The organism is Pseudomonas sp. PICF6 (assembly GCF_009831705.1).
In the GTDB taxonomy this organism is placed as follows: domain Bacteria; phylum Pseudomonadota; class Gammaproteobacteria; order Pseudomonadales; family Pseudomonadaceae; genus Aquipseudomonas; species Aquipseudomonas rhizophila.
In genome coordinates, this window is the sequence record NZ_WUUD01000026.1 from 268,034 (window position 1) to 287,309 (window position 19,276).

General features: G+C 61.2%; 17 protein-coding genes. 8 read left to right on the forward strand and 9 right to left on the reverse strand.

What is annotated here, in order from left to right; all coding sequences use genetic code 11:
• Positions 1–25: 25 nt before the first annotated feature.
• The 4 genes from GSM73_RS17765 (at position 26) to fecA (ending at position 4,925) form a co-directional block, all read left to right on the forward strand.
• Entirely contained in the window at positions 26–901 is an 876-nt protein-coding gene (locus GSM73_RS17765) for a helix-turn-helix domain-containing protein (RefSeq protein ID WP_160893382.1), read from the forward strand.
• Positions 902–1,030: 129 nt separating this feature from the next.
• Positions 1,031–1,519 carry a sigma-70 family RNA polymerase sigma factor gene (locus GSM73_RS17770; RefSeq protein WP_160893384.1) on the forward strand — a complete coding sequence of 163 codons (489 nt, stop codon included), beginning with the start codon at positions 1,031–1,033 and terminating at the stop codon, positions 1,517–1,519.
• A gap of 8 nt (positions 1,520–1,527) precedes the next feature.
• Positions 1,528–2,475, forward strand: a complete 948-nt coding sequence (locus tag GSM73_RS17775; protein WP_172833786.1) for a FecR domain-containing protein — start codon at positions 1,528–1,530, stop codon at positions 2,473–2,475.
• A gap of 110 nt (positions 2,476–2,585) precedes the next feature.
• Positions 2,586–4,925 (forward strand): TonB-dependent Fe(3+) dicitrate receptor FecA, encoded by a 2,340-nt coding sequence (fecA, locus tag GSM73_RS17780; RefSeq protein WP_160893386.1) that lies wholly within the window; start codon positions 2,586–2,588, stop codon positions 4,923–4,925.
• Between the two features lie 85 nt (positions 4,926–5,010).
• Here fecA and GSM73_RS17785 read toward each other — a convergent pair whose 3' ends face one another.
• Complete coding sequence (locus GSM73_RS17785) at positions 5,011–5,421, reverse strand: HPF/RaiA family ribosome-associated protein (RefSeq protein ID WP_047228613.1); 411 nt, start codon at positions 5,419–5,421, stop codon at positions 5,011–5,013.
• A 499-nt stretch (positions 5,422–5,920) separates the two neighbouring features.
• Between GSM73_RS17785 and GSM73_RS17790 the strand changes: the two genes are divergently transcribed.
• Positions 5,921–6,238 (forward strand): DUF3509 domain-containing protein, encoded by a 318-nt coding sequence (locus GSM73_RS17790; RefSeq protein ID WP_047228614.1) that lies wholly within the window; start codon positions 5,921–5,923, stop codon positions 6,236–6,238.
• Here the strand turns inward: GSM73_RS17790 and GSM73_RS17795 are convergent.
• The gene (locus tag GSM73_RS17795) at positions 6,235–6,735 is read right to left on the reverse strand and encodes a phosphate-starvation-inducible protein PsiE (RefSeq protein ID WP_076383585.1); all 501 of its coding nucleotides are present in this window, start codon (positions 6,733–6,735) and stop codon (positions 6,235–6,237) included. The genes GSM73_RS17790 and GSM73_RS17795 overlap by 4 nt on opposite strands.
• A 305-nt stretch (positions 6,736–7,040) precedes the next feature.
• Here GSM73_RS17795 and GSM73_RS17800 point away from each other — a divergent pair, with 305 nt between their 5' ends.
• Positions 7,041–7,301 carry a YebG family protein gene (locus tag GSM73_RS17800; protein ID WP_047228616.1) on the forward strand — a complete coding sequence of 87 codons (261 nt, stop codon included), beginning with the start codon at positions 7,041–7,043 and terminating at the stop codon, positions 7,299–7,301.
• 72 nt (positions 7,302–7,373) lie between these two features.
• Here GSM73_RS17800 and GSM73_RS17805 read toward each other — a convergent pair whose 3' ends face one another.
• Positions 7,374–8,393, reverse strand: coding sequence for a Glu/Leu/Phe/Val dehydrogenase dimerization domain-containing protein (locus GSM73_RS17805; RefSeq protein ID WP_047228617.1), 1,020 nt, complete (start codon positions 8,391–8,393; stop codon positions 7,374–7,376).
• Positions 8,394–8,579: 186 nt separating this feature from the next.
• On the opposite strand from GSM73_RS17805, the gene GSM73_RS17810 reads away from it, so the two are divergent.
• On the forward strand, positions 8,580–9,383 hold the full coding sequence (locus GSM73_RS17810; RefSeq protein ID WP_076383584.1) for a SirB1 family protein: 804 nt from the start codon (positions 8,580–8,582) through the stop codon (positions 9,381–9,383).
• A 153-nt stretch (positions 9,384–9,536) separates the two neighbouring features.
• On the opposite strand, the gene maiA is transcribed toward GSM73_RS17810, so the two are convergent.
• From maiA to hmgA, 3 genes are read right to left on the reverse strand one after another with little or no spacing between them, the layout of a single operon-like run.
• Positions 9,537–10,172 carry a maleylacetoacetate isomerase gene (gene maiA, locus GSM73_RS17815; RefSeq protein WP_160893388.1) on the reverse strand — a complete coding sequence of 212 codons (636 nt, stop codon included), beginning with the start codon at positions 10,170–10,172 and terminating at the stop codon, positions 9,537–9,539.
• 10 nt (positions 10,173–10,182) lie between these two features.
• The gene (fahA, locus tag GSM73_RS17820) at positions 10,183–11,487 is read right to left on the reverse strand and encodes a fumarylacetoacetase (RefSeq protein WP_076383583.1); all 1,305 of its coding nucleotides are present in this window, start codon (positions 11,485–11,487) and stop codon (positions 10,183–10,185) included.
• A 3-nt stretch (positions 11,488–11,490) separates the two neighbouring features.
• The gene (hmgA, locus tag GSM73_RS17825; protein WP_076383582.1) at positions 11,491–12,795 is read right to left on the reverse strand and encodes a homogentisate 1,2-dioxygenase; all 1,305 of its coding nucleotides are present in this window, start codon (positions 12,793–12,795) and stop codon (positions 11,491–11,493) included.
• 163 nt (positions 12,796–12,958) lie between these two features.
• On the opposite strand from hmgA, the gene GSM73_RS17830 reads away from it, so the two are divergent.
• Complete coding sequence (locus tag GSM73_RS17830) at positions 12,959–13,771, forward strand: IclR family transcriptional regulator (protein WP_160893390.1); 813 nt, start codon at positions 12,959–12,961, stop codon at positions 13,769–13,771.
• A 66-nt stretch (positions 13,772–13,837) separates the two neighbouring features.
• Here GSM73_RS17830 and GSM73_RS17835 read toward each other — a convergent pair whose 3' ends face one another.
• From GSM73_RS17835 to GSM73_RS17845, 3 genes are all read right to left on the reverse strand, one after another.
• Positions 13,838–16,390, reverse strand: a complete 2,553-nt coding sequence (locus GSM73_RS17835) for a LuxR C-terminal-related transcriptional regulator (protein WP_160893392.1) — start codon at positions 16,388–16,390, stop codon at positions 13,838–13,840.
• A 167-nt stretch (positions 16,391–16,557) separates the two neighbouring features.
• Complete coding sequence (locus tag GSM73_RS17840; RefSeq protein ID WP_076383580.1) at positions 16,558–17,925, reverse strand: DUF1329 domain-containing protein; 1,368 nt, start codon at positions 17,923–17,925, stop codon at positions 16,558–16,560.
• A 22-nt stretch (positions 17,926–17,947) separates the two neighbouring features.
• Positions 17,948–19,276, reverse strand: a 1,329-nt coding sequence (locus GSM73_RS17845) for a DUF1302 domain-containing protein (RefSeq protein ID WP_256676943.1), incomplete at its 5' end; no start/stop codon positions are given.

Here is a 19,276-nt window from a genome sequence, read left to right on the forward strand (position 1 = left end):
TGCAAGGCGTTGGAGAGACCCGATCATGCCCACACTGCAAACCCTGCAAGTCTTTCAAGCCCTCAACAGTTCGCCCAATGCTCGCCTTGAGCACAGTGCCGAGCTTGGAGACGGCATGGCGGCCGCTTTGTGGAGCAACCATCACGACGCCCAAGACTACGAGGCGCCGACTCACCACACGCTGTCGTGCTACATCGCCGGTGGTACCGGCACGTTTCGCCGCGAACGCCCCGACACCACCGGGGCACCCGGCAAACTCTGCGTCCTTCCGGCCGGGCATGAATCGGCCTGGGTCATCAATGGCGACATTCGCCTCGCGCACCTGTACTTCAGCCCTGAGCAATTCGCCATCGGTTGCGTCACGCTACTGGATCGCGAGCCGCGGCAAGTGCAACTGCGCGAAGCCACCTTTCTCGACGACCCGCAACAGGCACAGCGCTTTCGCCAGTTGATCGCCCTGAACTGGGATGAGCCCGGTGAACGCCTTCTGACCACCAGCCTGGCCCATGACTTGCTCAACCATCTGCTATTGAGCCAGGTCGGCCAGCGCCAGGGGCTTCGCCTCAAGGGCGGGCTGGCCGCTCACCAGCGGCGAATGCTGGTGGACTACATCGACAGCCATCTGGCCGACGCCATCAGCCTCGGCCAACTGGCGGCGCTGTGTGCGCTGTCCGAATACCACTTTGCCCGGATGTTCCGCGAAAGCTTCGGCCTGCCGCCCCATCAATACGTACTGGCACGACGTCTGGCCCACGCGCGGCACTGGCTGCGCAGCACGTCAAAACCGCTGGGTGAGGTCGCGTTGGCCTGCGGGTTCGCCAGCGCCAGCCATTTTACGAATCGTTTCCGGCAGGCCCTCGGCGCGACACCCGGCGAGTATCGACAGGCGTTTTTGCGCTAGGCATCAGCGTGCCCCGGTCAAATGAAACAAGCAGGTACTGATCCCGATTGCCGTAGCCACCGCCGCGCCCCTACAATGCGAACAATTCTTGTTCTCTAGCACAGCTCATCGCTGTCGGGATGCTCCTCGTTGCCGCCTGCACACACCGTCGAAGTGCTCTACAACGCCCATCACATTTGGCTTAACGGCTGGTTGCGAAGAAAACTCGGCTGCCCCGACAGTGCCGCCGACCTGGCCCAGGACACGTTCATGCGCGTACTGACTGCGCGCGACCCGCAGCCTGTCCTGGAACCCCGGGCGTTTCTTACGACCATTGCCAAGCGCGTACTGTTCAACCACTACCGACGCCAGGACCTTGAGCGCGCCTACCTCGATACCCTCGCCCAACTGCCGGAGCAGGTGGTGCCGTCGGAGGAAGAACGGGCAATCATCCTGCAAAGCCTGATGGAACTGGACCAACTGCTCGATGGTTTGCCGCGAGCGGTCAAGCAGGCGTTTCTGCTGGCCCAGGTCGATGGCCTGACCTACAACGAAATAGCCCGTGAACTGGGAATTTCATTGGCGACGGTCAAGCGTCATTTGAACAAGGCAGCGATGCGCTGCTACTTCGCCTTATGACCCCAGCGATGAACAGCGCACCAGATGTCAGTGCGAAAGTGGCCGAACAGGCCGTGCACTGGCTTTTGGAAATGCAGCAAGGCCCACTCGATACTCGCCGGCAGAAAGCCTGGGAGCAATGGCTCAATGCTCACAACGAACATCGCCGCGCCTGGGAGCATATCCAGCGGGTCAATCAGCGGCTGCGCAGCGTGCCCTCTCCGTTGGCCCATGCGGCCCTCAATGCACCGAAGTCCGCTGCGCGGCGTCGAGCGCTCAAAATGTTGTTGGTGCTTGGGGCCGGTTCAGCGTTGACCTGGAGCCTGCGTGAACGCCAACTGCTACCCCCATTGATGGCCGATTTTCGCAGCCCGGTAGGCGAACGGCGTCGTCTGACGCTGGATGACGGCAGCCAGTTGCAGCTCAACAGCGGCAGTGCGGTAGACGTTCGCTTCGACGCTCAACGCCGCTTGATCCACCTGCTGGAGGGGGAACTGTTATTGACCGCTGCCCGCGACCCAAGGCCCCTGCAAGTGCTGACCGCCCATGGCCTGCTGGAAAGCCGCAACGCCCGGTTCAACGTACGCGAGTATCCGGACCACACCCAGGTGGCGGTGTTTGAAGGCCAGGTGGACATTCGTAGCCGACACGGCCCGGCGTTGTTGCTGGCGACGTCACGGCAACTGAGCCTTGGCATCAACGGCGCCGGGCCCGCCACGGCCCTGGATGCCAACAGCGGCGCCTGGACAGAGGGCATGCTGGTAGCGGCGCACATGCGCCTGGCAGACTTTCTCGACGAGCTAGGCCGCTACCGACGTGGCCAATTGCACTGCGACGAGGCGGTCGCCAACCTTCTGATCTCTGGAACCTATCCGCTGGACGACAGCGAGCGAATCCTCGATCTGCTGGAAGTCAGCCTGCCGGTAAAAGTGCGTCGTTTCACCCGCTATTGGATCTCGGTCGAAGCTCGAGCCTGAACCACGGCCACCCCAGCTGAAAAAAAGTGATGCACCAGTGAGCCGTTTTCCACACCTGGGGTGACAGAGAAGGAAAGCACTTCGATACAACCTTCTCGGGATTCTCATCCATGCCGCAACAACCCACCCGTCTCACCCCGCTCGCCCGTACCGTGCGTCAATTGCTCCTGGGGGCCAGCTTGAGTTTCGTCGTACTGCCTTGCGTACAGGCTGCAGATGCCAAGCCCTATCACATCGCGCCGTCGTCACTGGAAAATGCCCTCAATCAATTCGGACGCGAGGCTGGGGTGTTGATTTCCTTCAGCTCACAGACGACCGCAGGCCTGCAAAGTCGGGGCCTGGAAGGCAGCTACAGCCCAGAGCAAGGGCTGAGCGCGCTGCTCGAAGGCACAGGCCTGCAAGCCCGCCCTGAGGCAGACAACGCCTTCAGCCTGCAACCGGCCGCCAGCACCGCGCTGGACATCGGCACCACCACCGTGGTCGGTGACTGGCTCGGCGATGCCGCGCCGACCAATGTCTTCGAACACGCCGGTGCCCGAGACGTCATCCGTCGTGAGGCGTTCGAACGCCAGGGCGCGACCCAGGCCCGGGATGTGCTCAATCGCATTCCTGGCGTCAACGCACCGGAAAACAACGGCACCGGCAGCCATGACATGGCGCTGAACTTTGGTATCCGCGGGCTCAATCCTCGCCTGGCCTCACGTTCCACGGTGCTGATGGACGGCATCCCGGTGCCTTTCGCACCCTACGGCCAACCGCAGCTATCGTTCGCGCCGGTCAGCATGGGCAACATGGACGCGGTGGATGTCGTGCGCGGAGGCGGCGCGGTGCGCTACGGTCCGCAAAACGTCGGTGGCGTGGTCAACTTCGTGACGCGGGCGATTCCCGAGGCGCCGACGGTAAAGGGCGGCTTCCAGACCGAGACCAGCCCGTCTTCCAGCCACGACGGCTTCAAGACATCCGCCAACCTGCTGGCCGGCGGCACCGCCGACAACGGCCTTGGCGGTGCCCTGTTGTACTCCGGCACTCGCGGCGGCGACTGGCGCGAACACAGCGACACACAAATCGACGACTTGATCCTCAAGGGCAACTACCAACTGGACGAGGCCAACAGTTTTAATGCCATGGCCCAATACTACGAAGGCGAGGCCGACATGCCCGGCGGCCTGAATGTGGCCGACTACGACGCCAACCCGTATCAGTCCACCCGTCAGAATGACCGCTTCTGGGGCCGTCGCACCCTGGTCAACTTCGGCTACCGCTACCAGCAGGATCGACGCGAATTTACCGCCAGCACGTTTTTCACCAAGACTTTGCGCAGCGGCTACCTGGACCAGGGCACCTTCCTGTCCCTGTCGCCTCGCGAATATTGGGTACGCGGCCTGGAAACCCGTTTTGCCCAAGGTTTCGACCTCGGGCCGACCAGCCACGAAGTCGGCGTCGGCTATCGCTACATCAACGAGGCCGGCCATGAACTGCGCTATCGCACGCCGATCGCCAGCAACGATTTGCCGACAACCTCCAGCCGAAACGACCGCGATACACGGGGTGGAACCGAAGCCAATGCAATTTTCATCGATGATCGGATCGATATTGGCAAATGGACGATCACGCCCGGTATTCGTTACGAAATGATCGAATCGCAGCAGACAAACAATCTGACCAACGTGAAATACAAGGGCGACTACAACACCGCCCTGCCAGCGCTGAATGTGCTGTACCACCTGACCGATGAATGGAATCTGTATGCCAATACCGAAGGTTCATTCGGCAGTGTGCAGTACAGCCAGATGCCCAACCGTGTGAGCAGCGGTGAAGTGAAACCGGAGAAAGCCCGCACCTGGGAACTTGGAACCCGCTATGACAATGGCAACCTGCGGGCGGAGATCGGTGCGTTCCTGATCAACTTCGACAACCAATACGAAAGCAACCAAACCAACGATTCGGTGATTGCCCGTGGCGAAACCCGCCACCAGGGCATCGAAACCAGCATCAACTACGCCCTCGACGGCCTGAGTCCGGCGCTGGCCGGTTTTGACGTATATGCCACGTATGCCTTCGTCGATGCCACCATTCGGGAAGACGGACCGAACAAAGGCAACCGCGTGCCATTTTCTTCCAAGCACAAAGGCACACTGGGCGTGGGTTACACGGACGGGCCGTGGAAATTGAACCTGGACAGCACCTATCAGAGCGCGCAGTTTGCCGACAACGCCAATACCCGCGCCGAAAGCGCCGACGGCAGTACCGGCAATATCCCTGGCTATATGCTGTTCAGCAGCCGCGCCGCCTATGATTTCGGCCCGCAACTGTCGGACCTGAACGTGGCGGTGGGTGTGAAGAACATCTTCAATACCCAGTATTTCACCCGCTCGTTCGACGATAACAACCGGGGCAAATACGTAGGGGAACCGCGCACGCTGTATGTGCAGACGTCCGGGGCGTTCTGATCAGGGGCTGCGATGGATCGCTGAAACAAGACGGGCCTGCGATTGCAGGCCCGTCTGTTCGGTGGGTAATTTTAAATGATCGGGCTCAGCCGTTGAGTGCAGCCCGTTCGTTCTCCAGGAATTCTTCTTCCAGCATCGCATCGGCCAAGGCCACCGACTCGGTCGGCTTCTCAGCGGTGGCGCGTTTGACGCGCAGTTTGCCGAACAGATGCTCCAGGGCATGTTCAAGCTTGGTGGCCGCCCCTTCGATGGCCAATTCCAGCGTATCGGCCTTGTGTGTCACCGAGACCGGTTGCAGACCCTTTGGCCGTGCTTCCAGCTGACAACGCAAGTCATGGGGACCGGGCTTGTCGCCGTTCTCGTCCCGCAAATGGACCTCGACCCGTGTCAGGTCTTCTTCATAACGTTCGAGCGTGCTTTCGATGGTAGTACGTACCCACTCCTCCAGTCGGATGCTGCTTTGAATATGGTTATCGCTGTTGACTTGGATTTGCATAGTTCATCCCTTATTTCGGCTAGCTCGCCAGGGGCCAATCGACGGTAGCGCGACGACCCCTTGAATACAGAGTCGGGCTGGCGGCAGAACAATTCAACCCCTTCGAAAAGATAAATATTCATACGCAAATAAAGCCGGACAACGGACAAAAGCGCTGTTAATGTCGGGAGTTGCCTCGCCTTGCTTACCCCACGAAAATTCTGCGCTCACCCTGCACCGTCAACGACCATTCGCCCATTCCTGCACAGAAACGGGCAGCCTCCCGGGCCGCATGCCAAGGCCTTCAGCGCCTATGCGCCGTGATCATTGTCCGACAGTTTTTCCGGCATGCCCCTTGCTACCTCTCTGCTGGAGCGGTCGCAGGTTGGGATCTTCCGATCCAGCCTCTGCCTGGCTCTGGATGAAGCACGATCATGGAATGGCCGGTGGTCCGGTATCGCGAACTAATCCCGATCACGGCCGGTCAACAACTGCACGTTCAATCAGGCGGTGACGCATCATGGACAACCCTTTTCAGCTCATTACCGACGCTTTTGCGCCGCAGTATCAAATCAATCTGAGCATCCAGGGCCTGGACGGCAGCATCATGCTGACCCTCTCCAAGGCCGGGCGCATCGTCGCCAAGCGCATGATCAGCGCCCAGCAACGCAATGACCCGGAACGCCTGCGGCGCCTGGTCCAGAGCATCCAGTTCGGCATCGCCATCGAGCAGGGCCACAGCGCTGTGGCGATCCTCGAAGCCATGACCGGCGGTGACAACGTCAAGCTGCCACCACCGCAGACGCAGGGCGCGACATCCGCCCCCGCCGGTTTCTAGATCTCGCCCTTCTCCACTTCGGCGTGCTCGCTGGAACCCGCGCCAACCTTGCGGTGCGGGTGCTCGATTTTCACCGAAGGGAACTGTGAGGAAGCGTAACGCACCACCAGGATCGCGAACGCCAGCAGCAAGATGCCGCCGCACAAGTAGATGATGCCCAGGTCAGGCGGACTGTGGTGGGAGACGTTGGAAATCAACAAGCGCGTCAGCGCCGTGATCGCCACGTAGATCAGGAACCGCACCGGCATGTGGTTGGTCTTGAAGTAGATCCCGACCATCGCTCCCAATTCCAGATAGATGAACAGCAGCAGGATGTCATCGATCTTGATGTGCCCCTGCTCGAGCATCTGCAAAAACTCCATCACCGCCGCCCAGGCGGTCACCGCTCCGATGGCAAACAGTGCCAGGTAATGGAACGTCTCGACGAACAGATTGCCTAGGGATTCGGCCAACTGATGTACGTTCTGGCGCAGGTTCTCGGCCCAGTTGATTTTCACGATGTAGTTTCCTTAGGTCGACTCGACCGGATGATGCGGGTTGGACGTGACGGTTGTTCTGCATGCAGAAAAAAGGCCAGCGGCTGAGGGTGAGATGGCGATGGGCCGCAACCCGACACTTTTGCGATGTTGATGCCGCCCTGTCGTGAGCAGGCTGGCTCACACACCAGCGCTCGCGACAAATGTGCAAATACGTCTACATTAAAAAGCCACTATCCAAAGGGAAGGGATTCGCTTATCCTTTTGGCTGTATATAAATACAGTAGTCACAAAGATAACCAATGTGAAGGCATGTGAGGTGGTGAATGGCCGTCGAAGTGGTATACCGCAGCAGCCGAGATCTGGAGCGCTTGTTCATGGATAAAGCCGAAGCTGACCGTCATGACAAAATGCTGGAACTCGCCGAATTGCTGGCAGAAGTGTTGCAAAAAGCCGTTCCCTCGCTGAGCGAGAAACAGGTTGAGGAAGCCGGCATCTACATGGCGAAAAATCGCGATGTGTTCGCCAAGGCGTTCAAGAGTCAACCGGACGCCTTGTCCGAACTGCTCAATGCCCCTGCTGAATAAGCCTTGAAAAGATCGCAGCCTTCGGCAGCTCCATGGAATCCACCAAGGAGCTGCCGAAAGCTGCGATCTTTTTTATCGGTACAACAAACGCTCTGCCAATTCATCGGCCACCCTGGCCGGTGAGCGTTTTTCTGCCTGGGCGTGGGCAAAGACTTCCGTAAGCCGGGCGCCGATCTTCGACAAATGCGCGGTGATCGTCGACAGCTCTTCGCCGCGATGCTTCAAGGCGACATAGATCAGGCCTCCGGAGTTGATCACATAATCCGGCGCATAGAGGATCCCACGCCGTTCCAATTGATCGGCCACCTGCAGGTTGCTCAACTGGTTATGGGCCGACCCGGCAACCGCCGAGCAGCGTAGTTGCGCCACGCTCTGGCTATTGAGCACCCCGCCCAGGCCACAGGGGGCGAGGATGTCGCACGGGGTACTGAGCAGTGCATCGTTGGCGATCGGATGCGCGCCCAGTTGCTCCATCGCCAGTTGAACCTTGCCAGGGTCAATGTCGCTGACCAACAGTTCGGCGCCTGCGGCGTGCAACTGTTCGGCCAGGGCGAAACCGACATTGCCCAGGCCCTGGATCGCTACCCGCAGGCTTTCCAGGTTATCGCTGCCCAGGCGGGCCATGGCCGTGGCACGGATGCCGGCGAATACCCCCATCGCCGCGTGAGGCGCTGGGTCTCCCGAAGCCGTGGTGCTGGTCACATGACGGGTCTGTTGGGCGATGCAGTCCATGTCCGCCACCGAGGTGCCGCTGTCGATGGCGGTGATATAGCGGCCATCCAATTGCTCGATGCAGCGCCCAAATGCCTCAAACAACGCAGCCCGACTTTCGACATGGGCCGGACGCATGATCACGGCCACGCCGCCGCCCACCGGCAAGCCGGCCAGTGCGGCCTTGTAGCTCATGCCTTGGGCCAGGCGCACGGCGTCGACCACGGCACTTTCATCGTCGGGGTAGGACAGATAACGACATCCACCCAGAGCAGGCCCAGGACGGCTGCAATGAATGGCAATCACCGCCTTCAACCCGGTGGCCGGGTCTACGCTCAGGTGCAGCGATTCAAGGCGGGAGCTTTGCATGAGAGCAAACATCGACAGGCTCCCGAATCACTTTTGTTTGTTCCGCCAGTATAGGCGTGCGCTCAAAATTTGCTGGAGCGCGCCGGAATAAGTCGACCGGACGGCCAGTCTTTTGGGCATAACTTGATTCCTTCCCCGGACGAGACTGGACGAAAGCCCGCAGCAGAGCTAAAAACGAGGCATAGCCCGGAGACTGTGATGACACCGCGCCAAGCCTTTTTTGATTGCCTGCACCGCTCCCCACCGGCGCTGTTCGAAGCAGCGTTGTGGATTGCTGCCGAACATGATCGCGAAGTGGACGTACCGGCGTTGCTGAACGATTTCAAGGATCTGCAACAGCGTGTCAGCCATGACCTGCCGATGCTGCCCGTCAGCGAACTGGGCCAACCCTTGCTGCGCCGCCTCAATGACCTTGGATTCGCCCAGGACGATTTCACGCCCCTGCGCCCACGGGCCGCGTTGCTCGACAAGGTGCTGACGCGCAAACGTGGACAGCCCCTGGCCCTCGGCCTGATCGCCCTGGAGCTGGCTCGTGGCCTGGAGATTCCGATGGTCGGTGTCAATTTCCCCGGTCACTTCCTGTTGCGGGTCCCCGGTGCCGATCATCTGCTCGACCCGTGTGGCGGACGCCGGTTGTACCCCAACGACTGTCGGGAACTGCTGCAACGCCAATACGGCGCCAACATGCCCCTCAAAGCCGAGCACCTGGTCAGTGCCGAGCCCATGCAGATGCTCCAGCGGCTGTCGCGCAATCTTCGCCAATTGCATCTGACCAACGACGACTACATTGCTGCACTGATCGACGCCGAGCGGGTGCTTGAACTGGGCAACGCCAGCGCCGCCGATTACCTGGCCCGCGCCAGCCTGTACCAACGGCTCGACTGTCCCAACGCCGAACGATTCGACTTGGAGCACGCGCTGATGCTCAGCGAAGACCCGATCCAGCGAATCCGGCTGACGGAACGGCTGGGGCATCTGCCGCCCAATTCAATTGTGCATTGAGCAGGTGTAGATCGCGGATGACGAGGTGGTAACCCAACGGCTCGCCCCCTCTCCTTCGGTGGGAGCGAGCCTGCTCGCGATAGCGGTGTGTCAGACAACATGTTTGTAAGCTCAACCACCGCCATCGCGAACAGGTTCGCTCCCACAGGGGGCTCAAGGTGTATCAGGCTGATTTGCCGGACGCGCCTGTTGAAACGCTGGATGCGCAGCCGCCAACGCCGCAACGCGACGGATCCGTGGATACGCCTCCAGGGAGACATTGAACCGTTCTGCCGCGTATACCTGCGGGATCAGATACACGTCCGCGACCCCGGGTGCTGCACCGAAGCAGTAGCCGTCATCCCCAATCAACTGTTCCACCGCCGCCAGTCCCTGGCTGATCCAATGCCCGATCCACTGCGCCACCTGCGTTTCATCGTGGCCCCACTGCCGCAGCTGGTTGAGTACGCTGACGTTGTGCAGCGGATGAATATCGCAACCGATCAATGCCGCGACGCCTCGCTCATGAGCCCGAACCGTCAGGTCGGCGCTGAGCAACGGCACCTGTGGATAACGCTCCTCCAGGTACTCGATGATGGCGGGTGACTGCACCAGCAACGCGCCTTCGTCGGTACGCAGCGCCGGAACCCGGCCCTGAGGGTTGATCGCCAGATAGGCCGGCTGACGATGTTCGCCCCCAGGCGCAGCGATCAGGTTGACCGGCAGGGCCTGGTAATCCAGGCCCTTGAGCGCCAGGGCAATGCGCACCCGGTAGGACGAAGTGGAGCGGTAGTAGGTGTAGAGTTCCATGCCCTGTCCCTCACCGCGCCGGCAGGATCTTGCCCCGGCATTCGCCAAAGCCGATGGACGCAACACCTTCGCGGTGGCAACGGGCCCGCAGGATGATCTCGTCACCGTCCTCAAGGAATTTGCGCACTTCGCCAGAGGCCAGCTCGATTGGCTTTTTACCGCCCTCGGTAATCTCCAGCAGGCTGCCGAACTGACCGCTCTCAGGCCCCGACAAGGTGCCCGAACCGAACAGGTCACCGGCCTGCAACTGGCAACCATTGACGCTGTGGTGGGCGACCATCTGCGCTACGGTCCAGTACATGTACTGGGTGTTGCTCAACGTCAGGCGATGGGCCGGCAGGTTCTGCTCGCGCATGGCTTCGGTCAGCAGCAGGACTTCCAGTTCAATGTCGAAGGCCCCACCGGCCTGGTCACGCTTGTCCAGCAGATATGGCAACGGCTGCGGATCGCCTGCCGGACGCGCCGGTTGTGGGCGACGGAACGGTTCAAGGGCTTCGGCCGTCACCACCCATGGCGAGATACTGGTCAGGAAGCTTTTGGACAGAAAGGGCCCCAGCGGCTGGTATTCCCAGGCCTGGATATCCCGGGCCGACCAGTCGTTGAGCAGGCAGAAACCGCCAATGTGCTCGGCAGCATCACCGATGGCGATGGGTTCGCCCAAGGCGTTGCCCTTGCCGATCCAGATGCCCAGTTCCAGCTCATAGTCCAGTCGCGCGCACGGGCCGAAGGTCGGCTCGGTCTGGCCGGCGGGCAGCGTCTGACCCTTGGGGCGACGCACGTCGGTACCGGACGGGCGAATGGTCGAGGCGCGACCGTGATAACCGATGGGGACGTACTTGTAGTTGGGCAACAGCGGATTGTCGGGGCGGAACAACTTGCCGACGTTTTGCGCGTGTTCGATACCGACGTAGAAGTCGGTGTAGTCATTGATCCTGGCCGGCAAATGCATCTGGCAGTCGGCTGCGCGGACCAGCAGTTTCGCGCCCTGGGCTTCGATCTTGCCCCGCAGCGAGCTGTCTTCGCGCAGCAGCTCCAGCAAGCGTTCACGCAGGGCCACCCGAGCGCTGCGGCCGAGGTCGAAGAATGCATTCAACTGGCCGTCCTTCATGGCTTCGACGGCTTCGCGCGCCGCGCCGTCAAACAAGCCCGCCTGCAACGCGGCCTGCAAATCGAAAATCTGCTCACCAATCGCCACGCCGCTACGGGGAGCACCGTCATCGATACTGAAGATGCCCAGCGGCAGGTTCTGCAGCGGGAAGTCGGCATGGCCGTTGGCGGAGGCGACCCAGCTACGGGCAGGGGAAAGTTGAGTCATGGGTTATCTCCGGGTCGGGTCGAACGTGACCGGCAGCGAGGCCCAGCAGGCGTCGTAGTCAGTTTGCAATTGTGGGCAGTCCAGGGCGAAACGGCTCGGGCGCAGGACCTGGCTGGTTTCGAACATGAAGGCCATGGTGTTGTCGATTTTCGCAGGCGTCAGCTCGGCGTTGATCGCCTTGGTGCAGGTCTCGCCGTCCGGGCCATGGGCACTCATGCAACTGTGCAAGGAGGCGCCGCCGGGCAGGAAACCTTCGGCCTTGGCATCGTAGGCGCCCTGGATCAGGCCCATGAATTCATTCATCAGGTTGCGATGGAACCACGGCGGACGGAAGGTGTTTTCCGCGACCATCCAGCGCGGCGGGAAGATCACGAAATCGAGATTGGCCAGGCCGTGGACGCTGGTGGGTGAGGTCAATACGGTGAAGATCGACGGGTCCGGGTGGTCGAAGCTGACCGTACCGATGGTGTTGAAACGGCGCAGGTCATATTTGTAAGGCACGTTGTTGCCATGCCAGGCCACCACATCGAAGGGCGAATGATCCAGCTCGCAACCCCACAACTCACCGAGGAATTTCTGCACCAGCGCAGTCGGTCGGGCGAGGTTTTCGTAATGAGCGACCGGCGCCAGGAAATCCCGCGGGTTGGCCAGGCCGTTGCTGCCGATCGGCCCAAGGTCCGGCAGGCGCAACGGCGCGCCATGGTTTTCGGCGATATAGCCGCGGGCTTGTGGATCAAGCAGCTCGACGCGAAATTTCAGGCCCCGGGGGATCACGGCAATTTCCAGCGGCGCCAGTTCCAGCACGCCCAGCTCGGTGGCGATCCGCAGCCGTCCCAGCTGCGGCACGATCAGCCATTCCCCGTCAGCGTTGAAGAACACCCGTTCCATGGAACGGTTGGCGCGGTAATGGTAGACGCTGATACCGGCCGGTTTGTCCGAGCCGGCATTGGCCGCCATGCGCACCAGTCCATCGATGAAATCGGTTGGCTCGGCAGGAATATCCAACGGGTTCCAGCGCAGGCGATTGGGCGTGACCTCACCCAGAGGACCGCCCGCTATCTGATGTTCAAGCTTGACGAAGGCCGGATGATTGGCCGACGGCCGGATGCGATACATCCAGGTCCGCCGCGCTTCGCTGCGAACCATGGTGAAGGCAGTGCCGGAGAATAATTCGGCATAGAGACCGTAAGGGGCTTTTTGCGGGGAGTTCTGGCCAACGGGCAAGGCGCCGGGCAGCGCCTCGCTGGCAAATTCATTGCCAAAGCCTGACTGATAGGCCAGGTCCGACACTGTGGAATCGAGGGTCATGGAGCCTCCTGAACACAGGACTGGGTACGACCTCGTCGTTCCACGAAGAAACGTCAGGCGCACAGGTTATTTTTATCGTAATTCAATTACGCATAACGTAATTTGCTCGACAGCGACCGTCAAGCTATAAAGACGCCCATTCGCCTCTGGACTCAGCGCCTCCATGGAAACCCCGCTCAGCAACGGTAAACAGAAAGTCCGCTCGGCCGAAGTCGGCACCGACATCCTCAAGGCCCTGGCCGAACTGTCGCCCTCCACGTCGCTGTCGCGCCTGGCCGAACACGTGCAAATGCCGGCGAGCAAGGTTCATCGATACCTGCAGGCCTTGATCGCCAGCGGTTTCGCTGAACAGAACACGTCCACCAACCACTACGGCCTCGGGCGCGAAGCCTTGCGCGTGGGCCTGGCGGCGTTGAACGGCATGGACGTGTTGCAAGTGGCCGCCCTGCCCTTGGCCGAACTGCGCGATGACTTGAACGAAACCTGTTTCCTGGCGGTGTGGGGCAATCACGGCGCCACCGTCGTTCGGATCGAACCCGCCATACGGGCAGTGACCGTGGTGACGCAACTGGGGTCGGTATTGCCGCTGCTCAGCTCGTCCACGGGGCTGGTGTTCAGCGCCTACCTACCGGCGCGCGAAACGATCGGCTTGCGCGAACAGGAAGTGAGCGCTTCCACCGCCCACGCCCTGGCCGACGACCAGGCCTATGCCACCCTGTGCCAGCAAATACGCAGTCGCGGCCTGCACCATGTGCATGGCTTGCTGATGCCCGGCGTGGATGCCCTGTCAGCCCCGGTATTCAATGCTGTCGGCCAAGTGACGGCGGTGATGACCATTGTCGGCCCGACTTCCCTGTTCCATGCCGACGAAAACGGCCCGGCGGCGCAACGACTGCTGGCCGCGACCCGGGCCGTGAGCTGGCGGATGGGGTATGAGGCAGGCGCAGGATCGGATCAGCCAACGGGCCAATCCTGATCACACCATTGATGTGAGCGGTGATACGTAGCGGCGGCAGCTAATCGTCTTGCCCTTGGGAATTCTTTATCTCATCACGCCCATGACTTTGGCCTTGGCGACCGCCTGCGTGCGCCGCTGAACGCCTAACTTGCTGTGTATCCGCCGCGAATGGGTTTTTACCGTGTGCAAGGATATGAACAAACGTTCGGCAATCTGCTGATTTGAATAGCCCTGCGCAATGAGCTCCAGCACTTCCAATTCCCGATGACTCAACAACGTGTCTTCGACTGCCACCGCCGGCTGCTCGATGTGCTCAGCCGATTGCGCCCAGCCCAACAGATCGGGCTGACGTGCGCGTAACTCGCACAAGGCTTGCTGGGCGCGCCAACAGGCAACTCGCTTGAGGCCCTCTTGCACAAGCGATCGTGCCTGGGAACGATCAGCAGACAGCCAGACGACTTCAGCCAGCGCCAGATACAGTTCGGTCTCCAGGCCATGCATTTCACAGTGCTGTGCCCGGGCGATCATTGCCTTGAGTTGCGCTTGCGGGTCTTGCGCCCGATGCAGATAAACCTCGGTCAGCACCAGCAGGTACTCAAGCCGAGGAATCAACTCCAGGGTCGCAGGTGGGGCATGCTTGGCCTGCGGCCCGTGAAAGTGACGCAAGACCCGGGTCAGGGCCTCGTGAGCCAGTTCCGGGCGTCCCTGTTGCAGCCAGAACTGGCAACTGGTTTGCAACAGCACGCCACGGTACACCGTGTCGGGGATGTGCCGCTGTTGCATGATCCGCTCGGCATCGCGCAGTTGCAGGAAAGCCTCGCCATAGTCGCCGCCATTGGCCGCCAGGGTGGCCTTGCCGAGAAAACCATAAAGCACTTGTTTGTCCTGGCAATGCAGGCCCGTTTCCAGGCCCGCCTGGAACTGCTCGGCAGCCTGCTCGGCCAACCCCATGCGCAAAGCCAGACGGCCACGGCGCAGGGCAATACGTCCCAGCAAGGCAGAAAAGTCCTGGCCAGGCTTATCGAGCAACCCCTGAACTGCGCTCAACAGATGGTCGGCCCGGTGAGGAGCACCGCGTTGCTCCAGGACCTGGGCGTGATCCAGTTCCAGCAAGCCCTCGAAGACCAGTGAGCCTTGGGCGCGCGCCAGGCACAGGGCTTGGCGATTGATCCATTGCGCAGTGGCCAGTTCCCCCTTGAGCAGTGCCTGCTGTGTCAGCCCCAACTGGCACAACAGGTGCAAGGCCCAGGCCTCTGGGTCGAGGCTCGCCTGGGCCTGGAGCAAGTGCTCGCGGGACTGCTCGCCATCCCCCGAAAGGTGCAGCAGCCAGCCCAGCAGAACCTGCCACCGGGCCAGCAGTTGCCGCTGCAGGCAGGCCGAAGGTTGCGGCATGAACCTGGCCAGTTGGTCGATGCACACCGATGCCTGATCGAAGCGTCCGGCGAATAGCAACGCAGCCGTGACCAACCCCACCGATTGCGGTGTACCGAGTGTCAGCGCTTCACCTTGTTGATCATGCAGCTTCAGCAACAGCGTCACGTTGCTGCGCTGCAGTACGTGTTCAAAATTCAGATGCTGCAGGAAACTGACGGCAGCCTCGAACTCTTGCGCTTGCATGGCCTGCTCGAATGCCATTTGCCAATCCTGCTCGGCGGCAAACCACTGGCAAGCCCGGCGATGCCAGGAGCGTCCCTGCGGCCAGGGCTCGTCCCGCACCAGTCGGGCCAGCGCCGGGAAAATCTGCAACCAGTCCGAAGACTGCTCCCACGGTTCGATAAAACAGCCCAGGTCCAACAACAAGGGCAGGCATTCGGCGCCCACCGTGTCACCAAACAGATGCTCGCAGAGCCGGGCATTGAAGCGCGGCAGATGCGCCAGCACTCGCCAGGCCTGCGCCAGGTCCGGGGTCAGCGTACTGAACAGCTCATATTCAAGGTAGTCATGCAGGGTCCCGGGCCGCCCCGGCGACGCGTGGCTGCGCGCCCATTCACAACGTTCAAGCAGGGCGATGCGCACCCCGGCGCACCAACCGCCACTGCGCTGTATCACCTCGCGCGCGGTGCGAGCGCCCTGGGGACCGGGCAAATGTTTGAGCAACTGCTGGACATCGTCATGGGTGAAGACCAGCGCCTGGGCATCGAATTCATGCAGTTCGTCATCAAGTAGCAGGCGCGGCCAGTTACAGTGAGGACGACGGCGACCATTCAACCAAAGGTGAAGCGCCGGACTGCTGATGCTCAACAGACGATCGAGAAACTGATCCAGCTCGGGGTTGGGTACCCGACAGTAATCATCCAGGAACAGCCAGGTCGGTGCTTGCAAGCCCGCCAGGTGAGCCAGCAGCCCCCCTTCATCCAGCAACGGCAGCCCGAGGGTCTGCGCCAGACGCTCGCACATTTGCGCCGCGTCCAGCATTGCGCCCCCAAGCGGCAACCAATGCAACCGGCAAGCGGCGGGGGCTTGCAGGAAACACTCAGCGAACAACGCACTCTTGCCACTGCCCGCTGGTGCGCAAAGCAGTTTTACCCGCGCCTCGGAGGCCAGCAAGGGCTCGCTCAAGGACCTGCGCGGCACATGGGTCGAAGACAGGCGGGGCAGCAATCCAGGACGGTCCGGACACGGGGTCATGGCGGTCATGTGCGAAGTCCAGTTTATTATTGTTTCATCACCCTAGTCCTGTGGCGCTCACCTTTGGAGAAGTATTCAGCGCGCTGATTGGCGCCCATAAAAAAAGACCGGCAAATCGATTGCCGGTCCTCACGATTAGCTAACGTCAGCCACAGTCAGCTTCAAACCGCCGGGTCTTAACGAACCCCCGTCGAGCGCAGCGCCGCGGGCGTGAAGTCCGCAGCCCTGGCTTCGAAACCGTACTCGTAGCTGCGCTTCTCTTCGTTCTTCATCCCCAGCGCAATGTAGCGGCCGGCGATGATGTCGTAGAGCGCCTCAAGGGTGTAGCCCGGGTTCTGGTTGGCGTAGTAGAACTGGGCATGACCTTCGGCCACCCGCCACAGTTGACCGCGACCGTCGTAGTGATCCACCAGTGCCGCCTGCCAGCTGTCCTCATCGAAATACATGTGGCGCTTGGCGTAGATGTGACGTTCGTTTGGCTTGACCGTACCGACCACTTCCCAGACCCGATGCAGTTCATAGCGGGTCAGATCCTGATTGATGTGGCCGGCCTTGATCACGTCGTCATACTTGAGGCTGGGGGAATCCAGTTTGTAGCTGTTGTAGGGGATGTACATTTCCTTCTTCCCCACCAACTTCCAGTCGTAGCGGTCCGGCGCGCCGGAGAACAGGTCGAAGTTATCGGAGGTACGCAACCCGTCAGCGGCGGTGCCCGGGCCGTCGTAGGCCACTTGCGGGGCGCGACGCACACGGCGCTGGCCGGCGTTGTAGATCCAGGCCAGGCGCGGCTCCTTCACCTGGTCAAGCGTTTCATGCACCAGCAGCACGTTACCGGCCAGACGTGCCGGCGCGGTGACCGACTGTTTGAAGTAGGTCAGCACGTTGCTGGCCTTTTCCGGATCGGCGTCTTTGATCAGAAACGGCACGGCGATCTCTTCTTCGAAGCGGATCGGGGTGAAGCTGCCGTTGGTTTGTGGGGTGGCCTGGGTGATGATGCGCCGCACGTTGCCGCCGTGATAGCGGGTGACGTGGTTCCACAGCACTTCCACGCCGTTCTTGGGGATCGGGAATGCGTAGTAACGGTTACCGGTGAAATTGGCCAGGCCGTTGCCATCATTGATGGTGGTGACGTTGAGGGCGCTGCGCTTGGCCGACTCGTAGATCTCGGGCGGTAGCGAGACACTACGATGGGTCGGATAGACCGGAATCTTGTAGGTTTGCGGATAGCGCTTGAACATCGCTATCTGGCCTTCGGAAAGCTTGTCCTTGTACTTGTCCACGGTCTCGGCGGTGATGGTGAACAGCGGCTTTTCCCCGGCAAAGGGATCGGCCAGAAAGCCTTTGCTGTCCACCGCCCCGGCGTTTTTGGCGATGCCACCGGTCCAGGCCGGAATCGAGCCATCGGCATTGCCTGCCTTTTCCGCGCCCAGCGGCGTAAGGCTGGTGCCCAATTTGTTTGCTTCATCCGGCGAAACTGCCGCCATCACGTTCGCGGCCAGCAGGCTCAGGGCCAGGGCGCCGCATTGCAGAATCATCTTGCGCATTGGTTTTTCCTTGTCAGCCAGATCAGAAGTTCACGCCAAAGCTCAACGCGAGGAAGTCGCGGTCTTCGAGGACGTTGTAGTCGCCGCCGAAAAAGTCGGTGTAACTCAGGCTGGCGGTATAGGTGTTGCGGTAGTCGGCATCGACACCCAGGCTGATGGCCTTGGCACCTTCGTTGAACAAGCCGTTGGGGCCGTAGCCGGCCACGTCATGGGACCAGGAGACATTGGGCTTGAAGTTGATACCGGCAACGACGTTGGAGTAGTCAAGAATTGCCCGGGCGCGATAGCCCCACGAGGTCGAGGTGACGAAGCCGTCGGTGTCACCGCCAAACCCGTACTGGCCGTAGACCGAGTCACGGCCATAACGCAGCTTGTCCTTGGATTCCAGGCCACCGACGTGCACCACCGCCGCCTCGCCCACCACGGTCAGGCGATCAGCGCCCAGCACCTGGTCGAAGAAGTGCGTCAGGGTGCTCTGGATCTGGGTCAATTCCTTACGACGATAACCGGTGTTATCGGCCCCGGGCGAGGTCGCGATGGGCGAAGCTGCACCGCCTGCGATCGGGTTGAGCAAGGCCAGGGTCAGATCGTTGGTGTTGAGCTGCACAGGTGCGTTGGGGCGGTAGCTGATTTCCCCGGTCCACGCGGTGCCGGTAGGCAGCGTGGTGGCGAAGCTGGCACCGTACAGACGGATGTCCTCGGGGTATTCAAGGTAATACTGACCGCGCCCCAGCATCACGCTTTGCGCCAGCCCCGAACCGCTGCCAGGGGCAAGCCCTTCTGCAATCGCGACCATTCCCGGCAATGCCGACAATGTAGACAGGCCGGCGGTGGTGGTGCCCACGGTTGGCGTGCGGCTGTGGTAGTTCATGAAGTACAGGCCGTACTCGGTGTCGTCACCGAGCCAGCGCAACGCCGTGCCCCACTGGCCGGAATCACGGGCGTCACGGTCACCGCTGCGAGCAATGACAACGCCTTCGTCATTCACCTGGATGCCTTGGCCAAAGGCCTGAGTCAATGGTACGAATGGCGCAATCGCCGGGCTGCCCACGGTGTAGCCGCTGGTGCAGCCATCGGCTACCACGTCGTTGCCAAAGAAAGTGCCGCAGTTATCGACGACCGTCTGATCCCATTCCAGTTGGTAGAAACCTTCGATGGTGAGCTTGTCGGTCAAGCCCTGGGAGGCGAACAGCATGTTCACCGGGATCAGGCCTTCCTTGATCTCGGCACCCGGACGGCGGAACGCGGAGACGTCCACCGGGTTGATGCTGTTGATGGAGTTGCCGATGAAGGTACTTTCACCCCAACTGACCACCTGCTTGCCCGCACGCACCGTACCCGGCAAGTCGGC